Source organism: Actinomadura rifamycini DSM 43936 (assembly GCF_000425065.1).
GTDB lineage: Bacteria > Actinomycetota > Actinomycetes > Streptosporangiales > Streptosporangiaceae > Spirillospora > Spirillospora rifamycini.
The window spans coordinates 173016-196512 of record NZ_AULB01000012.1 but is presented as its reverse complement, the minus strand read 5'-3'; the positions used below and the strand labels follow the sequence as shown (position 1 = coordinate 196512).

Annotated in this window: 20 protein-coding genes; 11 read left to right on the top strand and 9 right to left on the bottom strand. The window is 73.7% G+C overall.

The window, feature by feature from the left end; all coding sequences use genetic code 11:
• Positions 1 to 14 precede the first annotated feature (14 nt).
• From H505_RS0112535 to H505_RS0112510, 6 genes are all read left to right on the top strand, one after another.
• Entirely contained in the window at positions 15 to 1028 is a 1014-nt protein-coding gene (locus H505_RS0112535) for a sulfotransferase family protein (protein ID WP_026402269.1), read from the top strand.
• Between the two features lie 70 nt (positions 1029 to 1098).
• Positions 1099 to 1764, top strand: a complete 666-nt coding sequence (locus tag H505_RS0112530) for a TetR/AcrR family transcriptional regulator (RefSeq protein WP_051300593.1) — start codon at positions 1099 to 1101, stop codon at positions 1762 to 1764.
• A 332-nt stretch (positions 1765 to 2096) separates the two neighbouring features.
• Entirely contained in the window at positions 2097 to 2786 is a 690-nt protein-coding gene (locus H505_RS0112525) for a hypothetical protein (RefSeq protein ID WP_026402267.1), read from the top strand.
• Positions 2787 to 2946: 160 nt separating this feature from the next.
• Positions 2947 to 3711, top strand: a complete 765-nt coding sequence (locus H505_RS47580) for a hypothetical protein (RefSeq protein WP_125614235.1) — start codon at positions 2947 to 2949, stop codon at positions 3709 to 3711.
• Positions 3712 to 3745: 34 nt separating this feature from the next.
• The gene (locus tag H505_RS0112515; RefSeq protein WP_125614232.1) at positions 3746 to 4546 is read left to right on the top strand and encodes a hypothetical protein; all 801 of its coding nucleotides are present in this window, start codon (positions 3746 to 3748) and stop codon (positions 4544 to 4546) included.
• A gap of 64 nt (positions 4547 to 4610) precedes the next feature.
• Entirely contained in the window at positions 4611 to 5060 is a 450-nt protein-coding gene (locus H505_RS0112510) for an HIT family protein (RefSeq protein WP_026402264.1), read from the top strand.
• Here H505_RS0112510 and H505_RS0112505 read toward each other — a convergent pair.
• The 5 genes from H505_RS0112505 to H505_RS0112485 all read right to left on the bottom strand — a co-directional run bounded on the left by H505_RS0112505 (position 5057) and on the right by H505_RS0112485 (position 13770).
• Positions 5057 to 6142 carry an acetate/propionate family kinase gene (locus H505_RS0112505; protein ID WP_245592495.1) on the bottom strand — a complete coding sequence of 362 codons (1086 nt, stop codon included), beginning with the start codon at positions 6140 to 6142 and terminating at the stop codon, positions 5057 to 5059. The genes H505_RS0112510 and H505_RS0112505 overlap by 4 nt on opposite strands.
• Complete coding sequence (locus tag H505_RS0112500; RefSeq protein ID WP_026402262.1) at positions 6124 to 8469, bottom strand: phosphoketolase family protein; 2346 nt, start codon at positions 8467 to 8469, stop codon at positions 6124 to 6126. The genes H505_RS0112505 and H505_RS0112500 overlap by 19 nt, the downstream gene beginning before the upstream one ends.
• 578 nt (positions 8470 to 9047) lie before the next feature.
• Positions 9048 to 11723 carry an AAA family ATPase gene (locus H505_RS47575; RefSeq protein ID WP_051300592.1) on the bottom strand — a complete coding sequence of 892 codons (2676 nt, stop codon included), beginning with the start codon at positions 11721 to 11723 and terminating at the stop codon, positions 9048 to 9050.
• A gap of 164 nt (positions 11724 to 11887) precedes the next feature.
• On the bottom strand, positions 11888 to 12805 hold the full coding sequence (locus H505_RS0112490; protein WP_245592494.1) for a serine hydrolase: 918 nt from the start codon (positions 12803 to 12805) through the stop codon (positions 11888 to 11890).
• Positions 12802 to 13770 (bottom strand): LysR family transcriptional regulator, encoded by a 969-nt coding sequence (locus tag H505_RS0112485; protein ID WP_026402260.1) that lies wholly within the window; start codon positions 13768 to 13770, stop codon positions 12802 to 12804. Before H505_RS0112485 ends, H505_RS0112490 begins: the two co-directional genes overlap by 4 nt.
• Positions 13771 to 13906: 136 nt before the next feature.
• Between H505_RS0112485 and H505_RS0112480 the strand changes: the two genes are divergently transcribed.
• Entirely contained in the window at positions 13907 to 15574 is a 1668-nt protein-coding gene (locus tag H505_RS0112480) for a penicillin-binding transpeptidase domain-containing protein (protein WP_026402259.1), read from the top strand.
• On the opposite strand, the gene bla is transcribed toward H505_RS0112480, so the two are convergent.
• Both bla and H505_RS0112470 read right to left on the bottom strand, forming a co-directional pair.
• The gene (gene bla, locus H505_RS0112475; protein ID WP_026402258.1) at positions 15571 to 16548 is read right to left on the bottom strand and encodes a class A beta-lactamase; all 978 of its coding nucleotides are present in this window, start codon (positions 16546 to 16548) and stop codon (positions 15571 to 15573) included. The two genes, H505_RS0112480 and bla, sit on opposite strands and share 4 nt — an antisense overlap.
• A gap of 75 nt (positions 16549 to 16623) precedes the next feature.
• Positions 16624 to 17637 carry a LacI family DNA-binding transcriptional regulator gene (locus H505_RS0112470; protein WP_026402257.1) on the bottom strand — a complete coding sequence of 338 codons (1014 nt, stop codon included), beginning with the start codon at positions 17635 to 17637 and terminating at the stop codon, positions 16624 to 16626.
• 298 nt (positions 17638 to 17935) lie between these two features.
• On the opposite strand from H505_RS0112470, the gene H505_RS0112465 reads away from it, so the two are divergent.
• A complete protein-coding gene (locus H505_RS0112465; RefSeq protein WP_026402256.1) occupies positions 17936 to 18631 on the top strand; it encodes an LppU/SCO3897 family protein in 696 nt (231 codons plus the stop codon).
• A 5-nt stretch (positions 18632 to 18636) separates the two neighbouring features.
• On the opposite strand, the gene H505_RS47570 is transcribed toward H505_RS0112465, so the two are convergent.
• The gene (locus tag H505_RS47570; RefSeq protein WP_051300591.1) at positions 18637 to 19107 is read right to left on the bottom strand and encodes a hypothetical protein; all 471 of its coding nucleotides are present in this window, start codon (positions 19105 to 19107) and stop codon (positions 18637 to 18639) included.
• Positions 19108 to 19248: 141 nt separating this feature from the next.
• Here H505_RS47570 and H505_RS41475 point away from each other — a divergent pair, with 141 nt between their 5' ends.
• Complete coding sequence (locus H505_RS41475; protein ID WP_034517693.1) at positions 19249 to 20451, top strand: MFS transporter; 1203 nt, start codon at positions 19249 to 19251, stop codon at positions 20449 to 20451.
• Here the strand turns inward: H505_RS41475 and H505_RS0112450 are convergent.
• On the bottom strand, positions 20448 to 22145 hold the full coding sequence (locus H505_RS0112450; protein WP_026402255.1) for a dolichyl-phosphate-mannose--protein mannosyltransferase: 1698 nt from the start codon (positions 22143 to 22145) through the stop codon (positions 20448 to 20450). The genes H505_RS41475 and H505_RS0112450 overlap by 4 nt on opposite strands.
• A 74-nt stretch (positions 22146 to 22219) precedes the next feature.
• Here H505_RS0112450 and rsmI point away from each other — a divergent pair, with 74 nt between their 5' ends.
• Positions 22220 to 23068 (top strand): 16S rRNA (cytidine(1402)-2'-O)-methyltransferase, encoded by an 849-nt coding sequence (rsmI, locus tag H505_RS0112445; protein WP_026402254.1) that lies wholly within the window; start codon positions 22220 to 22222, stop codon positions 23066 to 23068.
• 77 nt (positions 23069 to 23145) lie between these two features.
• Positions 23146 to 23493 carry a hypothetical protein gene (locus H505_RS41470; protein WP_125614211.1) on the top strand — a complete coding sequence of 116 codons (348 nt, stop codon included), beginning with the start codon at positions 23146 to 23148 and terminating at the stop codon, positions 23491 to 23493.
• Positions 23494 to 23497 lie beyond the last annotated feature (4 nt).

Sequence of the window (23497 nt, the reverse complement as noted above, 5' to 3'; positions counted from 1 at the left end):
TAGTTTGGCCGGGTATGACGACCCCGTCCCACCGGCCGATCTTCATCGTCGGATGCCCGCGCTCGGGCACGACCCTGCTGCAGCAGATGCTCCACTGCCACCGGCGGATCGCGCTGCCGTCCGAGACGCGGTTCGTCCACACCGCCTACGACGCCCGCCACGACTTCGGCGACCTCGAGCGCGAGGAGAACCGCCGCGCGCTCGGCGCGTGGATCGCCAAGGGGAGCACGACGAAGTTCAAGGCGCTTGGCCTCGACCCCGACGCGACGGTCGAGGAGATCGCCGCCGCGCCGCCCACCCTCGGGTCGGCGGTCGCGACCGTGTTCCGCGCGTACGCCCGCGAGCACGGCAAGCCGCGCTGGGGCGACAAGCGGCCGAGCTACATCCGCCGGGTCGGGGCCCTGCGGCGGATGTTCCCCGACGCGCAGTTCGTCCATCTCGTCCGGGACGGCCGGGACGCCGTCAGCTCGCTGCTCCGGATGCCGTGGTACGACGGCGACCTCTTCTCCGCCACGCTGACCTGGCGGGACGCGGTCGACATCGGCCGCCGGCTCGGCGCCCGGCTCGGCCCCGGCTCCTTCTACGAGTTCCGGTACGAGGACCTCGTCGAGGCCCCCGAGCGGGAGTTGGAGCGGCTGTGCGCGTTCCTCGGCGAGGAGTACGACCCGGCGATGGCCGAGCCGCAGCACCACGCGCGCCGGACCGTCCCGCAGGAGCGCCGGTGGCACCTGCGCACGCACGAGGCGCCGAACCGCGCGGTGGTCGGCGCGTGGGCGCGGCGGCTGGAGGACTGGGAGGCCGACCTGGTCGAGCACGTCCTCGCGGCGCGGCTCCAGCGGCACGGGTACGGGCTGTCGGGCCGGTCGCGCCCGGCCGCCGCGCACATCGCGCGGTTCCACCGGCAGGCCGCGTACCGGTGGCGCTCCCGCCGCACGACGGCCGCGAGGGAGGCCGTGCTCCGCGCCCGCGAACCGAACCCGGTCGTGTCGCTGCTGACCGGTCCCGCGGTCGACTCCGTGTCATCGTGACGAGGCCCCCTCGGGGGGGTGCGCCGTAGAATCGGCCGTCAGGAGCGTTACCGGACGCGATGGGCGGATCATGGGACACGGCGATCGGGGGGATCCGGCGCGGCGGGCGGCCGGCGAGGCGGCGAAGCTGCCGTCGGGCCGGCATCGGCTGTCGCGCGACTACGTCGCCAGCAACCAGCGCGCCCGCATCCTGCGCGCGGTGACCGAGATCGTCGGGGGCAAGGGCTACGCGCAGCTGACGATCGACGCGATCGTCGGCGCGTCCGCGATCTCCAAGAAGACGTTCTACGAGCATTTCCGGAACAAGGAAGAGGCGTTCTTCGCGGCGTTCGACTCGATCGCGGAGCGGATGGTGGCGGCGTTCGACGACGCCGCGGCGGAACGGCGGGAGCCGGACGCCCGGCTGCGCGCGGGCCTCGGCGCGCTGCTGGAGCTCCTCGCCGCCGAGCCGCTGGCGGCCCGCATGGGCGTGGTCGAGGTGCTGGCGGCCGGGCCGGAGGCGGTGGCCCGCCGCGACCGGATCAAGCAGCACTTCAGCACGATCGTGGTGGAGCACCTGCTGGACATGTACCCCGACTTCCCTGAGCCGGAGCTGGCCGCCGAGGTGATCGTCGGCGGCGTCCACGAGGTGCTCTACAGCCGGATCAGCTGCGGCCAGGCGCACGAGCTGCCCGCCCTGCGGCGCGGGCTGCTCCGCATGTACGCGCTCCCGGCGCTCCCGCGCACGTCCCACTGACCGCTCGGTCACCACGGGACGCGCCGGAGCCGCGCGGGTTCGTGACCGCATGCGGACACCCCGCCGCGTCCGCAAACCGCCACGCACCGTGCATCACGGCCGGTGACCCGCGTCACAGCTACCGGGATGTTCTTGCCATCGGTGACTGGCTCATCGCTCAGCGAGGGCGGGACGGGGTCCTAAACGGCCGCCGCCGCCCCGGTCTTAGAGCGTTTCCGAAAACGGCCCAGCGGGCGTCCGGGTACGGAGGCGTTCTTGAGAAACGGAGCAGTTTATGTTTCGGTTCGAGCACCGCAGGGATTCGTCCCCACCCCCACCGAAAGGACTGGATCATGCGGAAGCTCAGCAGAGTCGCCCTGCCCCTCCTCGGCGCCGGCGCACTCGTCCTCGGCGGCGCCACCGCCGCCGGCGCCACCACGATCGAGTCGGGCGGTGCCCCCTTCAGCGGCACCGTCGTCGGCACGAACCTGTCCAACGTCACCCTGACGGGCGTCAGCTCCCTCGGGCTGATCCAGACCACGTGCACCAGCGCGGAGCTCCAGGCGTCCGTCGACTCCGACGGCACCAACGGCTCCCTCGACGCCGCCGACATGCCCACCGCGGGCAACCCGGACTGCACCAACAACAAGGGCGGCACCACCGAGATCGAGGCTCTCAACCTGCCCTACACCGGTGGCGGCGCCGCCTACGACTCGGCCCACACCAACAACCGCGACGGGTACATCTACATCAACTCGCCCAACGCGTCCGTCAACATCCAAGCGACCCTGAACCTGACCTCGCTCGGACGGGTGGAGACCTGCAACTTCGGCCTCACGGGCGCCAAGCAGCTGCAGATCGACCTGTACAACCACAACAACGCGAGCAAGCCGGTTCCGGGCAACACGCACTCGCAGGGCCGGCTGGCCGGCCAGCAGTTCCAGCTCATCTCCGGCACCAGCGGCTGCCCGAGCTCGGCCTCCGTCTCGGCGACCTTCCAGATCGTCACCTCGTCCGGCGCGGACCTCACCATCGCCCCCTGATCCCGTCCCGCAGCGCGCGGGCCGCGTGACCCGCGCACAGCCTCACGGTGCGGCCGGCCCGGTGTGATCCCACCCCGACCCGGGCCGGCCGCACCCCCCGTATCCGGCGACCCGCTCCGCGCCGAATCTCCCTGACCCCCTCCACCCCCTGGAGATCGCTGTGAGATCACCCTTCCGGCTGCGCCGCGTGGCCGCTGCCGCCGCCGTCGCCCTCGGCGCCGTCCTGACCGGCACCGCCCTCGCCGCGCCCGCCGCCGCCGAGGAGATCCCCGAGTTCAGCCACGAGGACTGCCCCGAACTGCCCGCCGGCGCCGAGCCCGGTTTCTGGCTCTGCAACTCCGTGGTCGTGAGCGGCGGCGAGTTCTCGTTCGGCAGTTTCGAGCAGAACATCGAGACCCCGATGCGGCTCGTCTACGCGAACGGGTTCGACGCGAACACCTTCGAGGAGACGGCCGTCCTCGCGAGCTTCGAGTCCGAGTGGATGCAGGTGCAGGAAGGGATCTTCGGGGACCGGTTCCTCTCGGCGGTCTACGCCAAGCCCGAGGCCGTCGACCTCGATCTCGTCAACGGCAACGTCCAGCTCGACCTGAAGGTCAAGCTCGGCAACCCGTTCCTCGGGTGGAACTGCACGATCGGCACGAACAGCAACCCGATCCAGCTGAACCTGACCGTCGGGACGACGAACCCGCCGCCGCCCAACCAGCCGATCAGCGGCAGCCCGCCGGTGGACGTGTCGACCGACCCGTGGGTCGTCAAGACGACCCTGGTCGACAACGCGTTCTCCGTGCCGGGCGCGGACAACTGCGGGATCAGCGACTCCGCGAACTGGCTGGTGAACCTCATCGCGGGCCTGCCCTCGGACGCCGGCAACAACACCGCGATCTTCGAGCAGTACGTGGCGGCGAAGTCCTACACCGAGCTGTGAGCCCGCCCCCCGCCCGACCGAAGATGGAGAATAGATGAGACGCACGACAGCTCGCCGGGCCGCCGCGGCGGTCCTGGGGACCGTGGTCGGCATGGCCGGCCTCGCCGCGCAGGCGGCGCCCGCGGCGGCCGAGGAGGAGATCCCGGAGTTCAGCTTCGAGGGCTGCCCGGAACTGCCCGCGGGCGCGGACCCCAACCTGTGGCTGTGCACCGTCGCGAAGATCACGAGCGGGCGGCTGACGCTGGGCGGGATCGACCAGGAGATCCACCAGCCGATCACCATCGTCTACGCGAACGGGTACGACCCGGTCACCTTCGAGGAGACGGTGTTCGTCGAGTCGATGGACAGCGAGCCGATCCGCGTCGAGGGCGGCATCCTCGGCATCCCGGGCTCGGACTTCCTGCCCATCATGCAGATCCACGCGCAGCCGCAGCTCGCGGGCGAGCTGGAGCTCAGCCCCGAGCCCGGCGTCCTGATGCGGCAGCGCATGAAGATCAGCGTGCAGAACCCGCTGCTGGGCGACTCCTGCACCATCGGCACCGACGAGGACCCGATCACCCTCAACCTCGGACTCGGGCCGACGAACCCGCCGGCGCCCAACGAGCCGATCACCGGCAGCCCGCCCACCGACGTGTCGACCGACCCGTGGGTCGTCAAGACCACCTTCGTCGACAACGCGTTCGCGGTGCCGAAGTCGGCGAACTGCGGCCCGTTCGGCTGGTTCAACGGGATCGTCGACTGGCAGTCGGGCCTCCCGGCCGCCGCCGGCACCAACACGGCGATCTTCACCACCTACTCGGCGTCGAAGGGCTACGCCCAGCTGGGGAACGCCTGAGGCGGACATGGACGGCCGGGACCGGGACCGGGCGCGACCCGGCCCGGCCGTTTAGGTTCACCAGGTGAACTGCCTTTCATGTGACAACAACGCCCGCCGCTTCGCGCTCCCGCCGCGCGAGCACGCCGCCTCCGACGACCACTGGCGGGTCGCGCACGCGTTCGGCACCGGAACCCCCGGCTGGCTCGTCCTCGTCCCGCTCCGCCACGTGACCGCGATCGCCGACCTCACCGACGCCGAGGCCGCCCTCCTCGGGACCTGGCAGGTCCGGCTGTCGCGCGCCCTCCACGCCGTCACCGGCTGCGCCAAGACGTACGTCGCCCAGTTCGCGGAGGCCGAGGGGTACGCGCACGTCCACTTCCACGTGATCCCGCGCATGCCCGACCACCCCGCCGAGGTGCGCGGCCCGCGGGTGTTCGGGCGCCTCGGGCGTTCGGAGGGGGACGACGTCGCCCCGGCGCATCGGGACGGGCTCGCCCTGCGGATCCGCCGCGAGCTGACCCGGCCGCGCTAGTCGGTGGTCAGGACGCGTCGGACGTCGGCGGCGATCTCGAGGTCCTCCCGGGCGGTGACGACCAGGGTGCGGACGGACGCGCCGTCGGCGGAGACGTCCGCGTCCCCGCGGGCGTCGGCGTTGCGGTCGGGGTCGACGGCGACGCCGAGGAACGCGAGGTCGGACGCCAGCCGGAACCGGACGGACGGGTCGTGCTCGCCGACGCCGCCGGTGAACACCAGGACGTCCAGGCCGCCGAGCGGCGCGGCCATCGCGGCGGCGCAGGCGCGGAGCCGGTGGTGGTAGACGTCGAGCGCGGCGAGGGCGGGGACGTCGCGGTCCTCGGCGAGCCGCCGCAGCTCGCGCATGTCGCCCGTCCCGGCGAGGCCGCGCAGGCCAGAGTCCCGTTCGAGGCCGTCGTTGACCTCGTCCAGGGTGAGGCCGTGCTTCATCAGCCACAGCGGGATGCCCGGGTCGATGCTGCCCGCGCGGGACGCCATGACGAGCCCTTCGAGCGGCGTGAACCCCATCGTGGTGTCGACCGAGCGGCCGTCGGCGACGGCCGCCAGCGACGCCCCGGCGCCGAGGTGGCACACCACCATGCGCGCCGGTGCGCCGCCGAGCAGCTCCCCGGCGCGGCGGACGGCGTACGCGAACGAGAGGCCGTGGAAGCCGTAGCGGCGCAGCCCGAACCGGTCGCGCCAGTGGCGGGGCAGTGCGTAGGTGGCGGCCTCGGCGGGGAGCGCGGCGTGGAACGCGGTGTCGAAGGACGCCACGGTCGGCACGCCCGGCAGCGTCCCGGTGATCTCGGCGAGGGCGTGCAGGGACGCGGGCTGGTGCAGCGGCGCGAGATCGGCCAGCTCCCGCAGCCGCTCGGTCACGGCCCCGTTGACCAGGACGGGCGCGGTGAAGTCGCTGCCGCCGTGGACGAACCGGATCCCCGCGGCGTCCGGGCGCGGCAGGTCGGACACGATCCCGGCCAGCTCCTCGCGGGGGCCGGACTCCTCGGCGACGAGGGTGTCATCGTCGTCGAGCACGCTCAGCTTCAGGCTGCTCGACCCGGGGTTGACGGTCAGCACGCGCATCAGTACGACCACGTCCATTCGCGGATCTCGGCGGCGTCCTCGCCGTGCTCGCGGGTGTGCGCCCGCAGCGCCAGGCGCTTGTCCGCCATCCGCTGCCGGACGTGCGCGACCCGCCCGCCCAGCGACGGCACCCGGTCGATGACGTCCATGACCAGGTGGAACCGGTCGAGGTCGTTGAGCATCACCATGTCGAACGGCGTCGTGGTGGTGCCCTCCTCCTTGTAGCCGCGGACGTGCAGGTTCGCGTGCCCGTGCCGCCGGTAGGCGAGCCGGTGGACCAGGTAGGGGTAGCCGTGGAACGCGAAGATGATCGGCTTGTCGGTGGTGAACAGCGCGTCGAACTCGGCGTCCGGCAGCCCGTGCGGGTGCTCGCTCGGCGGCAGCAGCCGCATCAGGTCCACGACGTTCACCACCCGCACCCGCAGTTCGGGGAACGTCTGCCGCAGCTCGTCCACGGCCGCGAGCGTCTCCAGCGTCGGGACGTCCCCGGCGCACGCCATGACGACGTCCGGGTCGGCGCCGCCGTCGCTGGACGCCCACTCCCAGATGCCGATGCCGCGCGTCGCGTGCGCCACGGCCTCGTCCATCGTCAGCCAGTTCAGGGAGGGCTGCTTCCCGGCGACGACCACGTTGACGTAGTCGCGGGACCGCAGGCAGTGGTCCCCGACCGACAGCAGCGTGTTCGCGTCCGGCGGCAGGTACACCCGGACGATCTCCGGCTTCTTGTTCATGACGACGTCGAGGAAACCGGGGTCCTGGTGGGTGAAGCCGTTGTGGTCCTGCCGCCACACGTGGGACGACAGCAGGTAGTTCAGCGACGCGATCGGCCGCCGCCACGGCAGGTGCCGGGTCACCTTCAGCCATTTCGCGTGCTGGTTGAACATCGCGTCCACGATGTGGATGAACGCCTCGTACGAGTTGAACAGGCCGTGCCGCCCGGTCAGGAGGTAGCCCTCCAGCCAGCCCTGGCACAGGTGCTCGCTGAGCACCTCCATCACCCGGCCGTGGGCCGCCTGGTGCTCGTCGGTCGGGAGCCGCTCGGCCGCGAACACCCGGTCGGTCGCCTCGAACACGTCCCCGAGCCGGTTCGACGCCGTCTCGTCCGGCCCCATGATCCGGAAGTTCGTCGGGTTCGCGCGGACCACGTCGCGCAGGTACGTCCCGAGGACGCGGGTCGGCTCGGCGGTCGTCGTGCCCGGCTTGCCGATCTGCACCGCGTAGTCGCGGAAGTCGGGCAGCACGAGCGGCTTGAGCAGCAGGCCGCCGTTCGCGTGCGGGTTCGCGCTCATCCGCCGCGCGCCCTCGGGCGCCGACTCCCGGAGCGCCGCGACCGGACGGCCGTCCTCGTCGAACAGCTCCTCCGGACGGTACGAGCGCAGCCACCGTTCGAGCTGCTCCAGGTGCGCGGGGTCGTCGCACACCCCCGCCAGCGGCACCTGGTGCGAGCGCCACGTGCCCTCGACGGGCTTCCCGTCGACCTCCTCCGGGCCCGTCCACCCCTTGGGCGACCGCAGGACGATCAGCGGCCACCGCCGCCGGTCCGTCGCGCCGCCCTCGCGCGCCGCGCGCCGGATGTCGGCGATCTCGTCGAGCGCCTGGTCGAGCGCCGCGGCCATCTTCCGGTGCATGGACGCGGGCTCGTCCCCGGCGACCAGCAGCGGGTGGTAGCCGTAGCCGTCGAGGAGCTGGACGAGCTCCTCCTCGGGGATCCGCGCCAGCACCGTCGGGTTCGCGATCTTGTAGCCGTTCAGGTGGAGGATCGGCAGCACGGCCCCGTCCCGCACCGGGTCGACGAACTTGTTGGAGTGCCAGCTCGCCGCCAGCGGCCCCGTCTCCGCCTCGCCGTCCCCCACGATGCAGGCGACGATCAGGTCCGGGTTGTCGAACGTGGCGCCGTACGCGTGCGCGAGCGAATACCCGAGCTCCCCGCCCTCGTGGATCGACCCGGGCGTCTCGGGCGCCACGTGGCTCGGCACGCCCCCGGGGAAGGAGAACTGCCGGAACAGCGCCCGCATCCCGCGCTCGTCGTACGACACGTCCGGGTACACCTGGCTGTAGGTGCCCTCCAGCCAGGCGTTCGCGACCGCCGCAGGCCCCCCGTGCCCGGGGCCCATCACGTACATCATGTCGAGGTCGCGGGCCCGGATCACCCGGTTGAGGTGCGCGTAGCAGAAGTTCAGCCCGGGGGTCGTGCCCCAGTGGCCGAGCAGGCGCGGCTTGACGTGCCGCCGCCGCAGCGGTTCCCGCAACAGGGGGTTGTCGAGCAGGTAGATCTGCCCGACCGACAGGTAGTTCGCGGCCCGCCAGTACGCGTCGAGCCGCCCGAGATCGTCGTGATGTGTCATATCGCCCCGGCACGTGCCCCGTGAGCCCGCGTTCAATCCCGCACGCCCACCCGCCAGCCCGAACCCCGCCCCGAGACCGCCCGCAGAGAGAAACCGAGCCGACAAGCGACAGACCCACTTGCCCAGCCATCACCCCAGCCAGAGCGGACGGAAACCACTGCGATCGCGAGCGAAGCCAAGTCCGAGCGAAGCGAGAACTTGATCGCGCAGCGAGCCCCTGGGCGAGTCGGAACGATGCAGCAATCGCACGCAAGGCCCGTTGAAGGAAGGCCGCCCCGCGGCCTGACGCCGAGGGCCTTGCAAAAAAGAAGGCGGCGGCCGATCGCGCGACCGCCGCCTCCGCCCCACCCCAGCGGACCGGTGAGCCCTGGACGGGCCTGAATGCCCCAGAAGCCCGGTGAGCGCCGTGCCTTGAACTCTGCCGCCTACCGGCGAGTAGGTTCACACGATTCCCGCCCCGTTCGACGAGCGGCGAAGAACACACGTCCACCGGATCGCCGCCCGCGACAAGCGGTACCCCCAGAGCGACAACCGGTACAACCGAGCCGTCCAGCGGCCTGACGGCCGAGGGCGACGCCTTACAGGTAAAGGCCGTAGAACTCTTCCGGGTGTTCGAGCAGCGGCGGCAGGTCGTCGGACGTGAGGGTGATCAGCTCGTCCCGCGAGGGCGGGGCGGCGGGGGCGTCGCCGTCGCCGAGGGCGGCGGAGGCGACCCGGTCGGCCTGGTGGGCGACCGCGACGTCGAGGAGGTTGCGCATGAGCCGCCCGTTGCCGAAGGACGGCCCGCGGGGCGCGCGCCGCAGCATCGTGCGGAGCACGTCGCGGGTGCCGGGGGCGAGCCGGAAGCCGTCGGCGTCGGCGAGCTGCCCGAACACGGCGATCAGCTCGTCGTCGCTGTAGTCGGGGAAGTGGATCTGCTTGGGGAAGCGGGAGTCGAGGCCGGGGTTGGCGGCGAGGAACTCGGCCATCTCCTGCTGGTATCCGGCCACGACGACGACGAGGTCGTCGCGGTGGTCCTCCATCAGCTTCACCAGTTCGGCGATGGCCTCGTGCCCGTAGTCGCCCTTGAGCGGCGACTGCGTCAGCGTGTACGCCTCGTCGATGAACAGGACGCCGCCGATCGCGCGCTCCACGAGCCGGCGGGTGCGCGGCGCCGTCTGCCCGATGTACTCGCCGACCAGGTGGGCGCGGGACGCCTCCACCAGGTGCCCGGAGGACAGCACGCCGAGCCGCTTGTAGATGCGGCCGAGCAGCCGCGCGACCATCGTCTTGCCGGTGCCGGGGTTGCCGGTGAACACCATGTGCCGGGTCGGGGGCGTGACCCGCAGCCCCGACTCGCTGCGCAGCCGCGCCGCCTCGGTGCCCGCGACGAGCAGCGCGATCTCGTGCTTGACCGTGTCGAGGCCGGTGAGGTCGCGGAGTTCGGCGAGCGGGTCGCCGGTGGTGCGGGACGCGTCCAGGCTCGCCGGGATGTCGCCCTTGCGGACGACGAGTTCGCCGTCCTCCGAGCGGGCCTGGACGGCCGCGACGACCTCGGCGGCGAGGTGCGGGGCCAGCCGCGCGTTGCGCAGCGACTGCATCGGCGGCGCCGCGGCGAGCAGCTCGCCCGCGGCGTCGGCGGCCTGCCGGGTCGCGCGGGCGCCGTGCCGGACGAGCGCGCGGCGGAACAGCTCGGCGTGGCCCGCGGCGGTGAACGGGCGGGTGTGCGCGATGCGGAAGCCCAGCGGGAGCGCCGGGTTGATCTCCCGGATGCGGTCGTCGCCGCCCGCGTCGCACAGCGCGACCAGGTTCAGTTCGGGGTGGACGGCCAGGAGCCGGTGGAGCTCGGCGGAGAGCGCCTCGCCGTTGCCGGGGTCGGTGAGGATCTCGTCCAGGCCCTCGATGATCAGCAGCCGGTCGGCGGCGCACTCGCGGGCGTCCGCGTGCAGCCGCGCGACCGCGTCGGCGAGGCGCTGCCCGGCGAACAGGTTGTCGGTCAGCCACAGCGGGTCGCGGCCCAGCGCGAGCGCGCGGCCGAGCTCCTGCGCGGCGTCCCGCTTGCCGGTGCCGTCGGGGCCGGCGAGCAGCAGCCGCACGGCCTTGGTGCCGCGCGACAGCTCCTCCAGCGCGGCCGTCACCTCGGGCTGCTCGACGAGCGCGGAGACGAGGTCGGGGCGGCGCGGGCGGGCGCCCTCGCCCTGCGGCTCGGGCTCCTTCAGCGTCTCGGTCAGCGGGTTGACGATGCGGCGGCGCGGCGCGAACAGGCGCCGCAGGTCCGTCTGGAACTGCCCGACGGGGATCCACTCCGCCTTCGGGAACCACGGGTCGCCGGGGAGCCCCTGGACGGTCGCGATGAACCGCATCGCCATGTCGAGCCAGGCGCGGCACGCGTCCGCGGCGCCCGCGACGAGCGCCTGCGCGAGCCACGCGCGCGTCCGCTCCTGCCAGGCGCCCGGCTTGAACCCGCGGCGCTCGCCGGGGAACCGGCCGAGGATCTCGTGGTAGCGGTCCTCGCCGAGCGCGGCGGCCAGTTCGGCGGGGACGTGCTCCATGCTGCCCTGGAGCAGCAGGTGGACGAGGTGCACCTCGGGCGTCTCGTCCCGCGGGGCCGCCGCGAGGAGCGCCCGGTGCGCGGCGAGCAGCCCGGCGCAGACCCAGTCGAGGTAGCCGACGGGGCCCTGCAGTTCGGGCACCGCGCGCAGGATCGACTCGTCGGCGTGCCGGTGCCACAGCTCCCGCAGCTCCATCTTCGGGAGGTTCACGTCGCACTGCGGCGGGTCGTCGTAGAGGCGCAGGAGGGCCCTGCGGCGCTCCTCCAGCGGCTCGATGCCCTCCAGGACGGCGAGGCAGTCGCGCGCGAGCTCGATCGCGAGCTTGCGGTCGGGCGCCTCGATCAGCCAGTCCACCGGGGGGCGCCACCGGCCGCCGGGCGCGTCCCAGCGGGCCATCCGGTTGCTGAGCGGGCCGGGGTTCACCAGGTGCCGGTGCAGCAGCCGCTCCGGGAGCTGCGAGCGGGACCCGGCCTTGATCGCGCCGCCGCCCGGCAGGAACGCCAGGATCCCGAAGATCTCCGCGGTGACCAGCGACGCGGGGAGCGTCAGCAGCTTGTGCTCGTCGGTGGTCAGCTCCGCGGCGCGCGGGTCGGCGGCGAGGGCGTCGATCCGGCCGGCGATCTCCTCGAACAGCCCGTCGGGCACCCGCCACGGACCGTGCGCGTAGACGTCGAGAACCGGCTCGTCGGTGAGCAGTAGCTCGAGATGCTCCGGCAGCCGCAACACAGTCTCCCCAAGAGTGATCAAAGCAGAGGTACAGCCTATGTTCAGTGAACGAGTGCTGGATTAGCGGTCGAACCGCTGAACGGTATAGGGACGGCCACGTTCGGTCAGTTCGCCCATTTTGGGGGCGTGCGGCGCGTCCGCCGTCCCGGTGCGGCCGCCGGTCAGGCGGTGACCGCCCGGTCGCGGATGTGCTCGACCGCCATCCGGGCGGCCGTGCCGATCACGGCGTCGCCCGCCGGGTGGACGGCCAGCGGGACGGGCGTCCGGGTGAACACCGCGACCGCGTACCGGCCGCCGTCCGGGTACTCCACGACGCCCACCTCGTTGCGGACGGTCGGGAGCGTCCCGGTCTTGCCGCTGACGACGACGTCCTCGAACGGGAAGCCGGACGACAGACGGTGCGGCCACACCTGGAGTCCGAACATCCGGCGCATGGCCGCGCATTCCGCGGGCGGCGCGGCCTCGTCCCGCCAGATGAGCGACAGCAGCCGGGTCATCTCCCGGGGCGTGCTGCGGCTCGTGCGCAGCGGGTCCAGCGGACGGACGCGCGCGGGCATCCCGGGCTCCTCCAGCCGCGCGTACACCTCGCCGAGGCTGGTCGCGTCCGTGTCCCGGTACAGGTGGTCGAGCATCTCCCGGCCGCTGCCGGACACGTGCGTCCCGGGGAGCCCGAGCTCGGCGGCGGCCGCGTTCACCGCGGCCAGCCCGACCCGGTCGAGCAGGTAGTCGGCCGCCGCGTTGTCGCTCACCGTGATCATGAGGGTGGCGAGGTCGCGGAGCGACATCCGGACGTCGTCCAGCAGCGCGGACACGCCGGTCGGGCCGGACGTGCGGTCGGCGGCGGGCAGCGTCGCGGGCTCGGTCGGGTCGAGGGTCCCGGCCGCGACGCGGCGGTGGAACGCGACCAGCAGCGGCACCTTGAACACCGACGCGAGCACCACGGGCTCGCCCGCGCGGACGCCGACGTCCCGTCCGGTGTCGACGTCGACGGCGTGGCAGTGCCCGGTCACCCCGGCGTCGCGGAACGCCGCCTCGATCCGCGCGGTCACCCCGGCCGTCCCGGCCGTCCCGCGGGTCACGCCAGGAACCCCGAGGACGGGCGCAGCACGCGGCGGGCGGGGGCGGGCGCGGCGTCCAGCGGCGCCATCCCGGCCTCCCGGCGCAGCACCGCGGTGGCGACGGCGGTGAAGTCGGCGATCGCCCGCGCGTGCTCGGGGTCGGCGGCGCGCCGCCACGCGCAGGACGTCCGCCAGGTCAGCGGCTCGCCGTGCAGGGGCCGCCACACCGCCCCGCCGCCGGGGTCGGCGGTGCGGGGGACGAACGCGACGGCCGTCCCGGCGAGGACGAGCCCGAGCGCGAACTGGGGGTGCCGCGCCTCGTGGACGGCGGGCGGCGCGTACCCGTGCCGGCGGCAGCCGGCGAGCAGGTCGTCGTGGGCGCCGGGCGCCTCGTCGCGGGGGAACGTCACGAGGTCGCGGCCGGCGAGGTCGGGCAGCCGCACCTCTGCGGCGTCCGCGAGGTCGGCGCCGGCGGGCAGCAGCACCCCGACGGGCTGGCCGAGCAGCGGGCCGAGCTCCAGGCCGCGGGCGTCGCAGGGGTGCCGGACGACGCCCGCGTCGAGCGTCCCGTCGGCGAGCGCGCCGATCTGCTCGGCGGTGGAGATCTCCCGCAGTTCGAGGCGCAGGTCGGGGCGGCGCTCCCGGAACGCGGCGATCAGCGCGGCGACCGGCGGGCCGCCGAGGTCGCTCGGCAGCCCGGCCCGGACGGTGCCGATCTCGCCGCGCCGCGCCCGTTCGGCGAGGTCGTAGACGCGTTCCACGCGGGAGAGGATGTCACGGGCGTCGTCGAGCAGGAGCCGCCCCGCCGCCGTGAGCTCCACCTTCCGGCTCGTCCGGTCGAACAGCCGCACTCCGAGTTCCTTCTCCAGTCGCTGGATCCGCTGGCTCAGCGGCGGCTGCGCCATGCCGAGCCGCTCCGCCGCGTGGCCGAAGTGCAGTTCCTCGGCGACGATGACGAAGCAGTGCAAATGCCCCACGACGTTCACGACCGGCAACGATATCACTTCCGATATGCCTGTGACATTGATATCAATCTTGGACTTTCCGCTGGTCGGCTGCTGTTCTTGGGGCGTTCACGAGCGGCGACGACATATGTTCGTCGCCAGGGAAGGAGAGTGACGGATGCACCGAACCCGAGTGGTGACGGCCGCCGCGGTCGCGGTCGCGGTCGTGCTCGCGGGGGCGGGTGCGGTGTGGTGGCTCCGGTCCGGAGACGACCCCGACGCCGCCGCGGAGGAGTTCCTCGCCGCCTGGAGCGGCGGCGACCACGCCGCCATGCAGGCCCTCACCCACCGGCCGCCCGCCGACTTCGCCGAACGGCTCACCCGGATGCACGACGACCTGGGCGTGACGGAGCAGCGCTACACCGTCGCGTCCGTCGGCGACGCGAAGGACGGCCGCGCCGGAGGGTCCTACCGGGCCGAGCTGACGCTGTCCGGCGGCCGCGTCTGGTCCTACACCGGGACGCTGCCGCTCACCGAGCAGGACGGCGAGTGGCTCGTCCGCTGGTCGCCGCGGCTCCTGCACCCCGAGCTCAAGGACGGGCAGCGCCTCCGCGCCGCCCGCGCGTTCCCGCAGCGCGCCGACGTCCTGGCCGCCGACGGCAGCAGCCTCACCGCCTCGGAGTCCGGGTCGGCGCGGCAGCTCGCCGGGACGGTCGGCGCCGCGTCCGCCGAAAGCGCGCAGAAGATGGGCGCCCCCTACCAGGAGGGCGATTCCGTCGGGACGAGCGGCCTGCAGCAGCAGTACGAGAAGCGCCTCGCGGGATCGCCCGCGCTCGCCGTCCAGATCGTCGAGGGCGGAGAGCAGGACGGCGCCGAAACCAAGGTCGTCAAGACGCTCCAGCGGTTCGGCGGCGAGGACGGCGAGCCGCTGCGGACGACGATCGACCCGGCGATGCAGGCGTCCGCGAGCGAGGCGCTGTCCGGGGTGACCGAGCCCGCGTCGCTGGTCGCGCTGCGCCCGTCCACCGGGGAGATCCTCGCCGTGGCGAACAAGCCCGGCGGCTACAACCGCGCGCTGATGGGCGCCTACCCGCCCGGCTCGACGTTCAAGGTCGTCACCGCCGCCGCGCTCGTCGCGGGCGGGCTGTCGGCGGACTCCCGCGTCGCCTGCCCCGCCACGACCAACGTCGGCGGCCGCGAGTTCCACAACTACCAGTACGAGGACTTCGGGACGGTCCCGTTCCGCGACGCGTTCGCGCACTCGTGCAACACGACGTTCGCGCGGCTCGCGGTCGACGAGCTGGGGGAGGAGCGGCTCACCGAGGTCGCCGAGCAGTTCGGCTTCAACGCGCCGATCATCGCCGGGCTGCCGGCCGTCCGCGCGTCCTTCCCGAAGAACGCGGACGAGACCGCGTTCGCGTCCGCGTCCTTCGGGCAGGGCAAGGTGCTGACCAGCCCCCTCAACATGGCGGGCGTCGCCGCGGCGGCCGCCGACGGCACGTGGCGCTCGCCCCGCCTGGTCTCCGCCGAACTGGCGTCGCAGGCCCTGGACGCCGGGGGCAAGAAACCCGCGGCGCCGCAGGAGCTGGAGCCCGCGGTGAAGAAGGCCCTGCACACGCTGATGCCCGCGGTCGTCAGCGAGGGCACGGCGTCCGGCGTGGACTTCCCGTCCGGGACGGCGGGCAAGACGGGCACCGCCGAGTACGGCTCCGGCGAGAACCCGCCCGCCCACGCCTGGTTCATCGGCTACCGCGAGGACGTCGCGTTCGCGGTGGTGGTGGAGGGCGGCGGCGAGGGCGCCCAGGCCGCCGCCCCCGTCGCGGCGAAGTTCCTGAACGGGCTCTAGCCGACCCGGTGGCCGAGGCCGCGCGCGAGGATCGCCGCGGTCTCGGCGACCGCGGCGTCGTCGGCCTCGGCGTCCACCTTCTTGGCGGTCGTCAGGATCACCATGACCAGCGGGTCGCGGCCCGGCTCGGGCCACGCCACCGCGATGTCGTTGGCGTTGCCGTAGACGCCGCCGCTGCCGGTCTTGTCGCCGATCGTCCAGGAGTCGGGGAGGCCCGCGCGGATCCGCTTGTCACCGGTCGTGTTGGCCTTCATCCACGCGATGAGCTGCTCGCGGTCCTCCGGGACGAGCACGTCCCCGACCGTCAGCTTGTGCAGGTTCGCCGCCCACACGCTCGGGACGGTCGTGTCGCGCCGCTCGCCCGGCTTCCAGTCGTTCAGCGCGGTCTCCCAGCGGTCGGCGCGGCTGATGCCGTCGCCGAGCGAGCGGAAGAAGCGGGTGAGGCCGGCCGGGCCGCCGAGCTGCTTCATCACCAGGTTCCCGGCGGTGTTGTCGCTCTGCGTGATCGCCGCGTCGCACAGGGCCGACACGGTCATGCCCGTGTCGACGTGGTCCTTCGTGACGGGCGACCACTCGACGAGGTCGTCCTCGGTGTAGTGGATGACGCGCTCCATCAGCCCGGGGTCGGACGTCCGGGCCTTCTGCAGCACGCCGCCGCAGGCGATCGCCTTGAACGTGGACGTGTACGGGAACCGCTCGTCGGCGCGGTGGGACACGAACGCGCCCGTGGCGGGGTCGATCGCGTAGGCGCCGATGCGCAGGTTCCGCTCCGCCTCGAGCCGGTGGAGCCGCTTGCCGACCTCGGTCTGGGACGGTGCGGGCCGCGGCGGCGCGACCGCGGAGACGCCGCTCTGCGGCGTCGCGGCGCGGGGGGCCGGGTCCGCGCCGCCGCAGCCGGCGCCCGCGACGAGAACGGCGAGGGACAGGGCGGCCGCACCGGTCGCCCTCCGGAATCGGAATGTCGAAAGTCGCATGACGCAGAGAAGATCAAAGGCAGGGCGGCCATGTCCAATATTGATATTGGACGAAAAGCCATATGCGTCGCGATATCAGCCCTGGTGGGGAGGTGCGGTGGAGCCGCGGACGACCAGCCGGCCCGGAAGCACGCGCGGTTCCGGGCGCGTCCCCGCCAGCAGCTCCAGCAGCGCCGCCATGCCCTGCGCGCCCAGCTCCTCCGCGGGCAGCCGGACGGTCGTCAGCTCGGGCTCCAGCGCCGTCGCGAGCAGCACGTCGTCGAACCCCGTCACCGACAGCTCGTCCGGGACCGCCAGCCCCCGCGCCCGCGCCGCCTTGTACGCGCCCGCCGCGATGAGGTCGTCGTCGCACACGAGCACGCTCGGCCGGTCCCGGCGCGCCAGCAGCCGCCCCGCCGCCTCCTTCGCCGACGCGACGTCGATCTCGCACCGCTCCCGCAGCAGCGCGCCCCCCGGCACGTCCCGGACGACATCCGCAAGGGCCTGCGCGCGCGCGTGGAACGTCCACTGGTCGACGCCCGCGGCCACGTGCCCGAACCGGCGGTGCCCGAGCGCCGCCAGGTGCCGGGCGATGGCCCGCATGCCGTCCGCGACCCCGAAGTCGACCGTCGGGACGTCGCCCTGCGGGCCGCTGTCGAGCATCACCGCCGGGGTGCCCGCGAACCCGGCGAGCGCCTCGTCGCCGAACCGGGCGGCCTCCAGCGACGACGCCAGGATCCCGTCGATCATCTCGTGCGGCGCGGCGAACGGGCCGTCCGGCGCGTTCCGCTCGTCCGGCCACGTCGACACCACGACCCCGAACCCGTGGCTCGTCGCGACCCGCGCCGCGCCCGTGTAGACCGGGCCGAAGAACGGCGCGGTCAGCGTCGGCACCATCAGCAGAACGGTGCGGGTCGTCCCCAGCCGCAGGTTCCGGGCGGCCGGATTGGGCCGGTACCCGAGGCGCTCGGCGGCCTCGTGCACGCTGCGCACGGTCGCGGGGGAGACCCGGCCGGTCCACTTCCCGCCCATCACGAGCGAGACGGTGGACTGCGAGACACCGGCCTCCTGAGCCACGTCCTTGCTGGTGGGACGGCTGGTCGCCGGCACTGGACCCTCCTCGTCGCCGCACCCGGAACGAGAGAACAGACTACGGCCGCAGGACGTTCGCCGTGGCGGCGATTCGCCGGACTCGCCACGAGCCGTCGCCCGTTGCCGGTTTCTCGCCGAACGTGATTTTTGCGTGGAAAGCGGCAGAGGCGCACGCGATCATCGGACCAGATCGCCGATGCGGGAAGGCGGGTGGCGTCCGGTGGGCGAGGCCAACGATCAGGAGGCGCCCGATCAGGAGGCGCCCGATCAGGAGGCGCCTGATCAGGAGGCGCCCGATCGGGACGGGAAGCGGCGCGTGCGCGGGACGTGGTACCTGGTCGCCTGCGCGCTGTTCTTCGCCGTGGTCGTCCTGCCCCGCCTCTGGGAGGAGAACCCCCGGGAGGCGGCGCTCGGCGGACTGGACGCCGCGGCGGTGCCGTCCCCCGGGGCGGCCGCGCCGGCACCGGGGACACCGGACGACGGCGCCGCGGGGACGGGCCCGGATACCGGCTCGGACGGCGCCGCCGAGCCGTCGCCCGGGACGCCGCCCGCGCTCGTCCCCGGGACGTGCCTGGCGGTGGACCACGGGGAGGACGAGTGGAGCAACCGGCCCGCCCGCCAGGTCGGGTGCGGCAGCACGGGCGCGTTCTACCGCGTCACCGAGAACGCCGACGGCGCGGGGGACTGCCCGGACGACTACGAGGACACCTGGCTGCCTTACCGGTCCGGGGGCGCGGCCTGCCTGACGCGCGAGTTCCAGATCGGGCAGTGCATGCCGGTCGAGCGGACGGGCGGGACGCACGTGCGCATCGACCTGCGCACGTCCATCGACTGCCGCGCGGAGTACGTCCCGGACGGCATGGACGGCATCCACCAGATCACCGGCGTGTACCGGGCGCCGAGCGCCCGCCGCGCGGGGGAGTGCTCGCGCGCGGCGTACGACTCCACCGACTACTGGGGCTGGCGGGTGCGCGACGACGAGGTCCTGGTCTGCACGGCGTTCGCGGACTGAGCTCCTCAGTCGGAATGCACGACCCAAACGATGAACGGGCCGAGGAGGAGCAGCAGGGCGCCCGGGGTGCCGAGGGCCGCGAGCACGTAGGCCGGGGCGCCCAGCGCGCCGACCGCCGCGGCGGCCGCCGACAGCGCGGCCTGGACCCGCGGCGGGCCGTGCTTGTTGAGCCGGACGACGACGACCGCGAACGCCGCGGCCCACAGCAGCACCCGCGGCTGCTGCCCGGACAGCTCCGGCAGCGTTTCGGCCGCCCACCGGTGCAGGCCGACGTCGGACAGGCCCGCCATGTGCCGGGAGAAGGCGCGCACCTCCGGCGGGACGTCGCCCCGCGCGATCGACGCCGGGTCGATCGCGCCCACGAAACCGCGCACCACCTCGAAACCGAGCGCGCTCGCGAGCGCGAGCGCGTGGAGGACCCCGATGCCGAAGCCGGTGACCCATTTCTTCCGGAATTCCGGAGTACCTGGCTCCACGTGATCAGTATCGGGCGGCCCGCGCGCCATGGCGAGCTTGCCGCCGGGACACATCTGCGGGACGCGCTAGAGCGATTGGGGGCCGACATGGTACGTATGACTGCGGCTAGTACTACGTATGACTGAACGACGGGGGCGCTGATGCGCGGCTATGTCCAGTTCCTGCGGCGGCGCCACGCGGCGCGGCTGCTCGGGGGAACGCTGCTGGGGCGGCTGCCGAACGGCATGGGGATGCTGGCGGTGGTGCTGCACGTCCGGGCGGACGACGGGGGCTACCCGCTCGCGGGAACGCTGTCGGCCCTCCTCGGGCTCTCGACCGCCGCGGGCCAGCCCGTCCTCGGGCGCGCCATGGACCGGTACGGGCAGGGCCGGGTGCTGCTGCCCGCCGCCTGCGCGTCCGCCGCCGGGTTCGTGCTGCTCGCGCTCGCCGGCGCCGACCCGCTGCCGGTGTCGATCGCCGCGGTCGTCCTCGCCGGGTTCGCGACCCCGCCGCTGGAGGCCGGGCTGCGCGCGCTCTGGCCGGACGTCCTGGACGGCCCGGAGCAGGTCGACGCCGCCTACGCGCTCGACGCGGCGGCCCAGGAGATCCTGTTCACGGTCGGGCCGCTGCTCGTCGTCGCGGCGGCCGCGCTCAACACCGAGTCCGCGCTCGTCCTGACGGGCGTGCTCGGCATCGCCGGGACGCTCGTCGTCGCGCTCTCCGGCCCCTCGCGCCGCTGGCGCGGCGAGCCCCGCGCCGCCGACTGGGCGGGCCCGCTGCGCTCGCCCGGCCTCCGCGTCCTGCTCGTCTCGCTCGCCTGCGCCGGGATCGCGCTGGGCGTCTACGCGGTCGCCGTCGTCGCGTACGCCGAGCGGCACGGCAGCGACGCCGCGTCCGGGATCCTGCTCGCCTGCATGGCGGGCGGCGCCCTGCTCGGCGGGCTCGTCTACGGCGCGCGGCACTGGGCGGGCGAGCCGCACCGCAGGCTGCCGTGGCTGCTCGCCGCGCTCGCGCTCGGGTACGCGCCGCTCGTCCTCGCACCCGGGACGGCCGCCATGTCGGTGCTCGCGTTCCTCAGCGGCGTCTTCCTCGCCCCCGTGCTGGCCTGCAGCTTCTCGCTCGTCGACCGGCTCGCGCCGGCCGGCACCGTCACCGAGGCGTTCGCGTGGGTCGTCGCCGCCGTCGGCGCGGGCGGCGCGCTCGGCTCGGCGGTGTCCGGCTTCGGGCAGGACCTCGCCGGCGTCCCCGGCGCGTTCGCCGGGGCCGGGATCGGCGGCGTGCTCGCCCTCGCGATCTGCCTGCTGGGCGCCAGGGCGCTGCGCCCCGCGAAGGTTCCCGCCGTCCCGGAGCCCGTCGCGGGCTAGACCCAGCTGCCGAACCAGATGCGGGCGTGCCAGTCGTCGTACGGGAGGGTCTCGGCGGACAGGATCGGATAGAAGTACGCGAAGTTCGCCAGCACCACGAGGACGAACGCGCCCGCGGCCGCCGCCCCGACCAGCCGCCGCGCCCCCGCCACCGGGACGCGCCCCTCCGGGGCGGGCACGTGCGCGCCGCCCTTGCGCAGGTCGACACCCTGCCCCTCTGTCGCGTACGCGTGGTCGGGATAGGTCTCGGCGTCGGGGCGCGGCGCCGCGGGGACGCCCGGGGGTCTCGCGGGGCCGATCAGGTAGCCCAGGACCAGGACGATCGCCAGCACCATGAACGGGACCAGCGGCGTCGCGTAGAACAGGAACATCGTCCGGTCGGAGAACGCCGACGGGAACCACGAGACCCACCCGGCGAGGAACCCGGCGATGATCGCCCCGGCCCGCCAGTCGCGCAGGATGAGCCACACGAACACCAGCGCCGCCAGCGCGGCCAGCGCGCCCCACCACAGCGCGGGCGTCCCGATCCCGAGGATCTCGCGGGAGCAGCGCTCGCCCGCCCCGCACGCGTTCTCCGGCTCGGTGTAGAAGAACGCCACCGGGCGCTTCAGGATCGGCCAGCCCCACGGCCACGACTGGTAGGGGTGCTCGGCGTCCAGCCCGGTGTGGAACTTGAAGATCTCCGAGTGGTAGCGCCACAGGTCCGGCAGGGCCTCGAAGGGACGCAGCAGCGCGATCGACGCGACCTCGCCGCGCCCCCAGCCGCCCGGCCGGAAGATCCACCCCCACCACGTCGCCAGGTAGGTGACGAGCCCGACCAGGACGAGCTGCGCGAACGCCGGCGCCGACTCCAGCAGCAGCGCCCCCGCCATCGGCCGCCGGACCCCGGCCTTGCGGCGGGCGCCGTAGTCCCACAGCACGACCATGATCCCGAACACGGCGATGTAGAACAGGCCCGTCCACTTCACCGCGACCGCCAGGCCGAGGCAGATCCCCGCGCCGAACCGCCACCCGTGCAGCAGGAACGGGCCGTACGGAGACGTGTACCTCTGCTCCATCTTCTCCGCGAGCAGGCGCCGCGACCGGTCGCGGTCGTTCACCAGGCACGCGAACCCGGCGAGGATCCAGAACATCACGAAGACGTCCAGCAGCGCGGCGCGGCTCGTGACGAAGTGCAGGCCGTCCACCGCCAGCAGCAGCCCGGCCGCGCAGCCCAGCAGCGTCGACCCGGTCATCCGGCGCGCCACCCGGCACAGGATCAGCACCGACAGCGTGCCGAGCAGCGCGGGCATGAACCGCCAGCCGACCGGCGTCGCGCCGAACATCCACTCGCCGACCGCGATCATCCACTTGCCGAACGGCGGGTGCGCGACGAACGCGGGGCCGTTCGCCCAGATGTCGGCGTTCGGATCGGCGATGAGCAGCTTGTCGGCGTTCTCGACGGTGTTGTGCTCCCAGCCGAACTCCAGCAGGGCGAGCGCGTCCTTGGCGTAGTACGTCTCGTCGAAGACGATCGCGTCGGGCTGGCCCAGCCGGTAGAAGCGCAGGATCCCGGCGAACGCGGTGATCAGCAGCGGGCCGACCCAGCTCAGCGGCGCGCTGCCCGGGATCCCCGGGGCGAGCCACTCCCGCAGGGAGAGCGGCCGCCGCCGGACCGCGCGGGCCGGGGCGGGCGGCAGTTCCGTCGTCGCCATGGCGACCATCGTACGGGCGGTCGTGATCGGCTCGGCCGACCCGGACGGGCCGGGGCCGGTGGGACAATGGGCGCGTGACGGGAACCCTGCTGCTCGCCGCCGCGCCGATCGGACGGCCCGAGGACGCCTCGTCCCGGCTCCGCGCGGCGCTCGCCGGCACGCCCGTGATCGCGGCCGAGGACACCCGGCGGCTGCGCCGCCTCGCGAGCGACCTCGGCGTCGAGGTGGGCGGGCGCGTCGTGTCGTACTTCGACCAGAACGAGAAGGCCCGCGCGGACGAACTGCTCGCCGACCTCCTCGCCGGACGGGACGTCCTGGTCATCACCGACGCGGGGATGCCCGGGGTGTCCGACCCCGGCTACCGGCTGGTCCGCGCGGCCGTCGCCGCGGACGTCCCGCTCACCGTGCTGCCCGGCCCGTCCGCCGTCACCACCGCGCTCGTCCTGTCCGGCCTGCCCACCGACCGGTTCTGCTTCGAGGGCTTCCCGCCGCGCAAGGACGGCGAGCGGGCCCGCCGGTTCGCCGCGCTCGCCGACGAGCCGCGCACGATGGTGTTCTTCGAGTCCACGCACCGGATCGCGGCGGCCCTCGACGCGATGGCCGCCGCCTTCGGCGCGGACCGTCCGGCCGCCGTGTGCCGGGAGCTGACCAAGACCTACGAGGAGGTCCGCCGCGGCCCCCTCGGCGACCTCGCCGCCTGGGCGCGGGACGGCGTGCGCGGCGAGATCACCGTCGTCGTCGGGGGCGCCCCCGAGCCCGCCGGGCTCACCGACCCGGACGACCTGGCCGCCGCCGTCGCCGCCCGCGAGGCCGCCGGGACGCGCCGGAACCGGGCCGTCGCGGAGATCGCGAAGGAGAACGGCGTCCCGCGCGCCGTCGTCTACGACGCGGTCGTGCGCGCCCGTGCCGCGGGCGACAGGTAATCATCACCCACGGGAACGGTCCATAAACGGATTTTCCGGGCACGAGACCCTGTGTTGGGCGTCGGGCGGGAGTCACCATGGAAAGGGTGAACCGGCGCCGCTCGGAGGGGGTGAAGGTCGTGCGAGACGCATGGTCCAGCCGCGAGGTGTGGACGTTCGAGTGCCTGTGCTGCTCGGCGACCTGGGACGAGCAGATCGACATCCGCCACTTCGGCGACGGGCACGGCATCGAGTTCGTGATCTACGAGCGCGACGGGCAGCCGTGCACGACACCGTGGGCCGTCGACCGGGCCTGCCCCGGGTGCCAGAGCCAGAACGTCAAGGCGCTCTCCGCGCCCCGCCCCCGGGTGGCCGAGATCCCGAAGGCCCGCGCCAACCCGGACGTGGCGCTCGTCTACCACCTGCGCCGCATCCACGCCTGGTAGCCGG

What these genes read in the sequence shown, in the direction of transcription:
- bla (WP_026402258.1), bottom strand. Translation starts at nt 16,548, where the DNA reads ATGCGACTTTCGACATTCCGATTCCGGAGGGCGACCGGTGCGGCCGCC.
- H505_RS0112530 (WP_051300593.1), top strand. Translation starts at nt 1,099, where the DNA reads ATGGGACACGGCGATCGGGGGGATCCGGCGCGGCGGGCGGCCGGCGAG.
- H505_RS0112450 (WP_026402255.1), bottom strand. Translation starts at nt 22,145, where the DNA reads ATGGCGACGACGGAACTGCCGCCCGCCCCGGCCCGCGCGGTCCGGCGG.
- H505_RS0112505 (WP_245592495.1), bottom strand. Translation starts at nt 6,142, where the DNA reads ATGGACGTGGTCGTACTGATGCGCGTGCTGACCGTCAACCCCGGGTCG.
- H505_RS41470 (WP_125614211.1), top strand. Translation starts at nt 23,146, where the DNA reads ATGGAAAGGGTGAACCGGCGCCGCTCGGAGGGGGTGAAGGTCGTGCGA.
- H505_RS0112535 (WP_026402269.1), top strand. Translation starts at nt 15, where the DNA reads ATGACGACCCCGTCCCACCGGCCGATCTTCATCGTCGGATGCCCGCGC.
- H505_RS41475 (WP_034517693.1), top strand. Translation starts at nt 19,249, where the DNA reads ATGCGCGGCTATGTCCAGTTCCTGCGGCGGCGCCACGCGGCGCGGCTG.
- H505_RS0112480 (WP_026402259.1), top strand. Translation starts at nt 13,907, where the DNA reads ATGCACCGAACCCGAGTGGTGACGGCCGCCGCGGTCGCGGTCGCGGTC.
- H505_RS0112525 (WP_026402267.1), top strand. Translation starts at nt 2,097, where the DNA reads ATGCGGAAGCTCAGCAGAGTCGCCCTGCCCCTCCTCGGCGCCGGCGCA.
- H505_RS0112515 (WP_125614232.1), top strand. Translation starts at nt 3,746, where the DNA reads ATGAGACGCACGACAGCTCGCCGGGCCGCCGCGGCGGTCCTGGGGACC.
- H505_RS0112500 (WP_026402262.1), bottom strand. Translation starts at nt 8,469, where the DNA reads ATGACACATCACGACGATCTCGGGCGGCTCGACGCGTACTGGCGGGCC.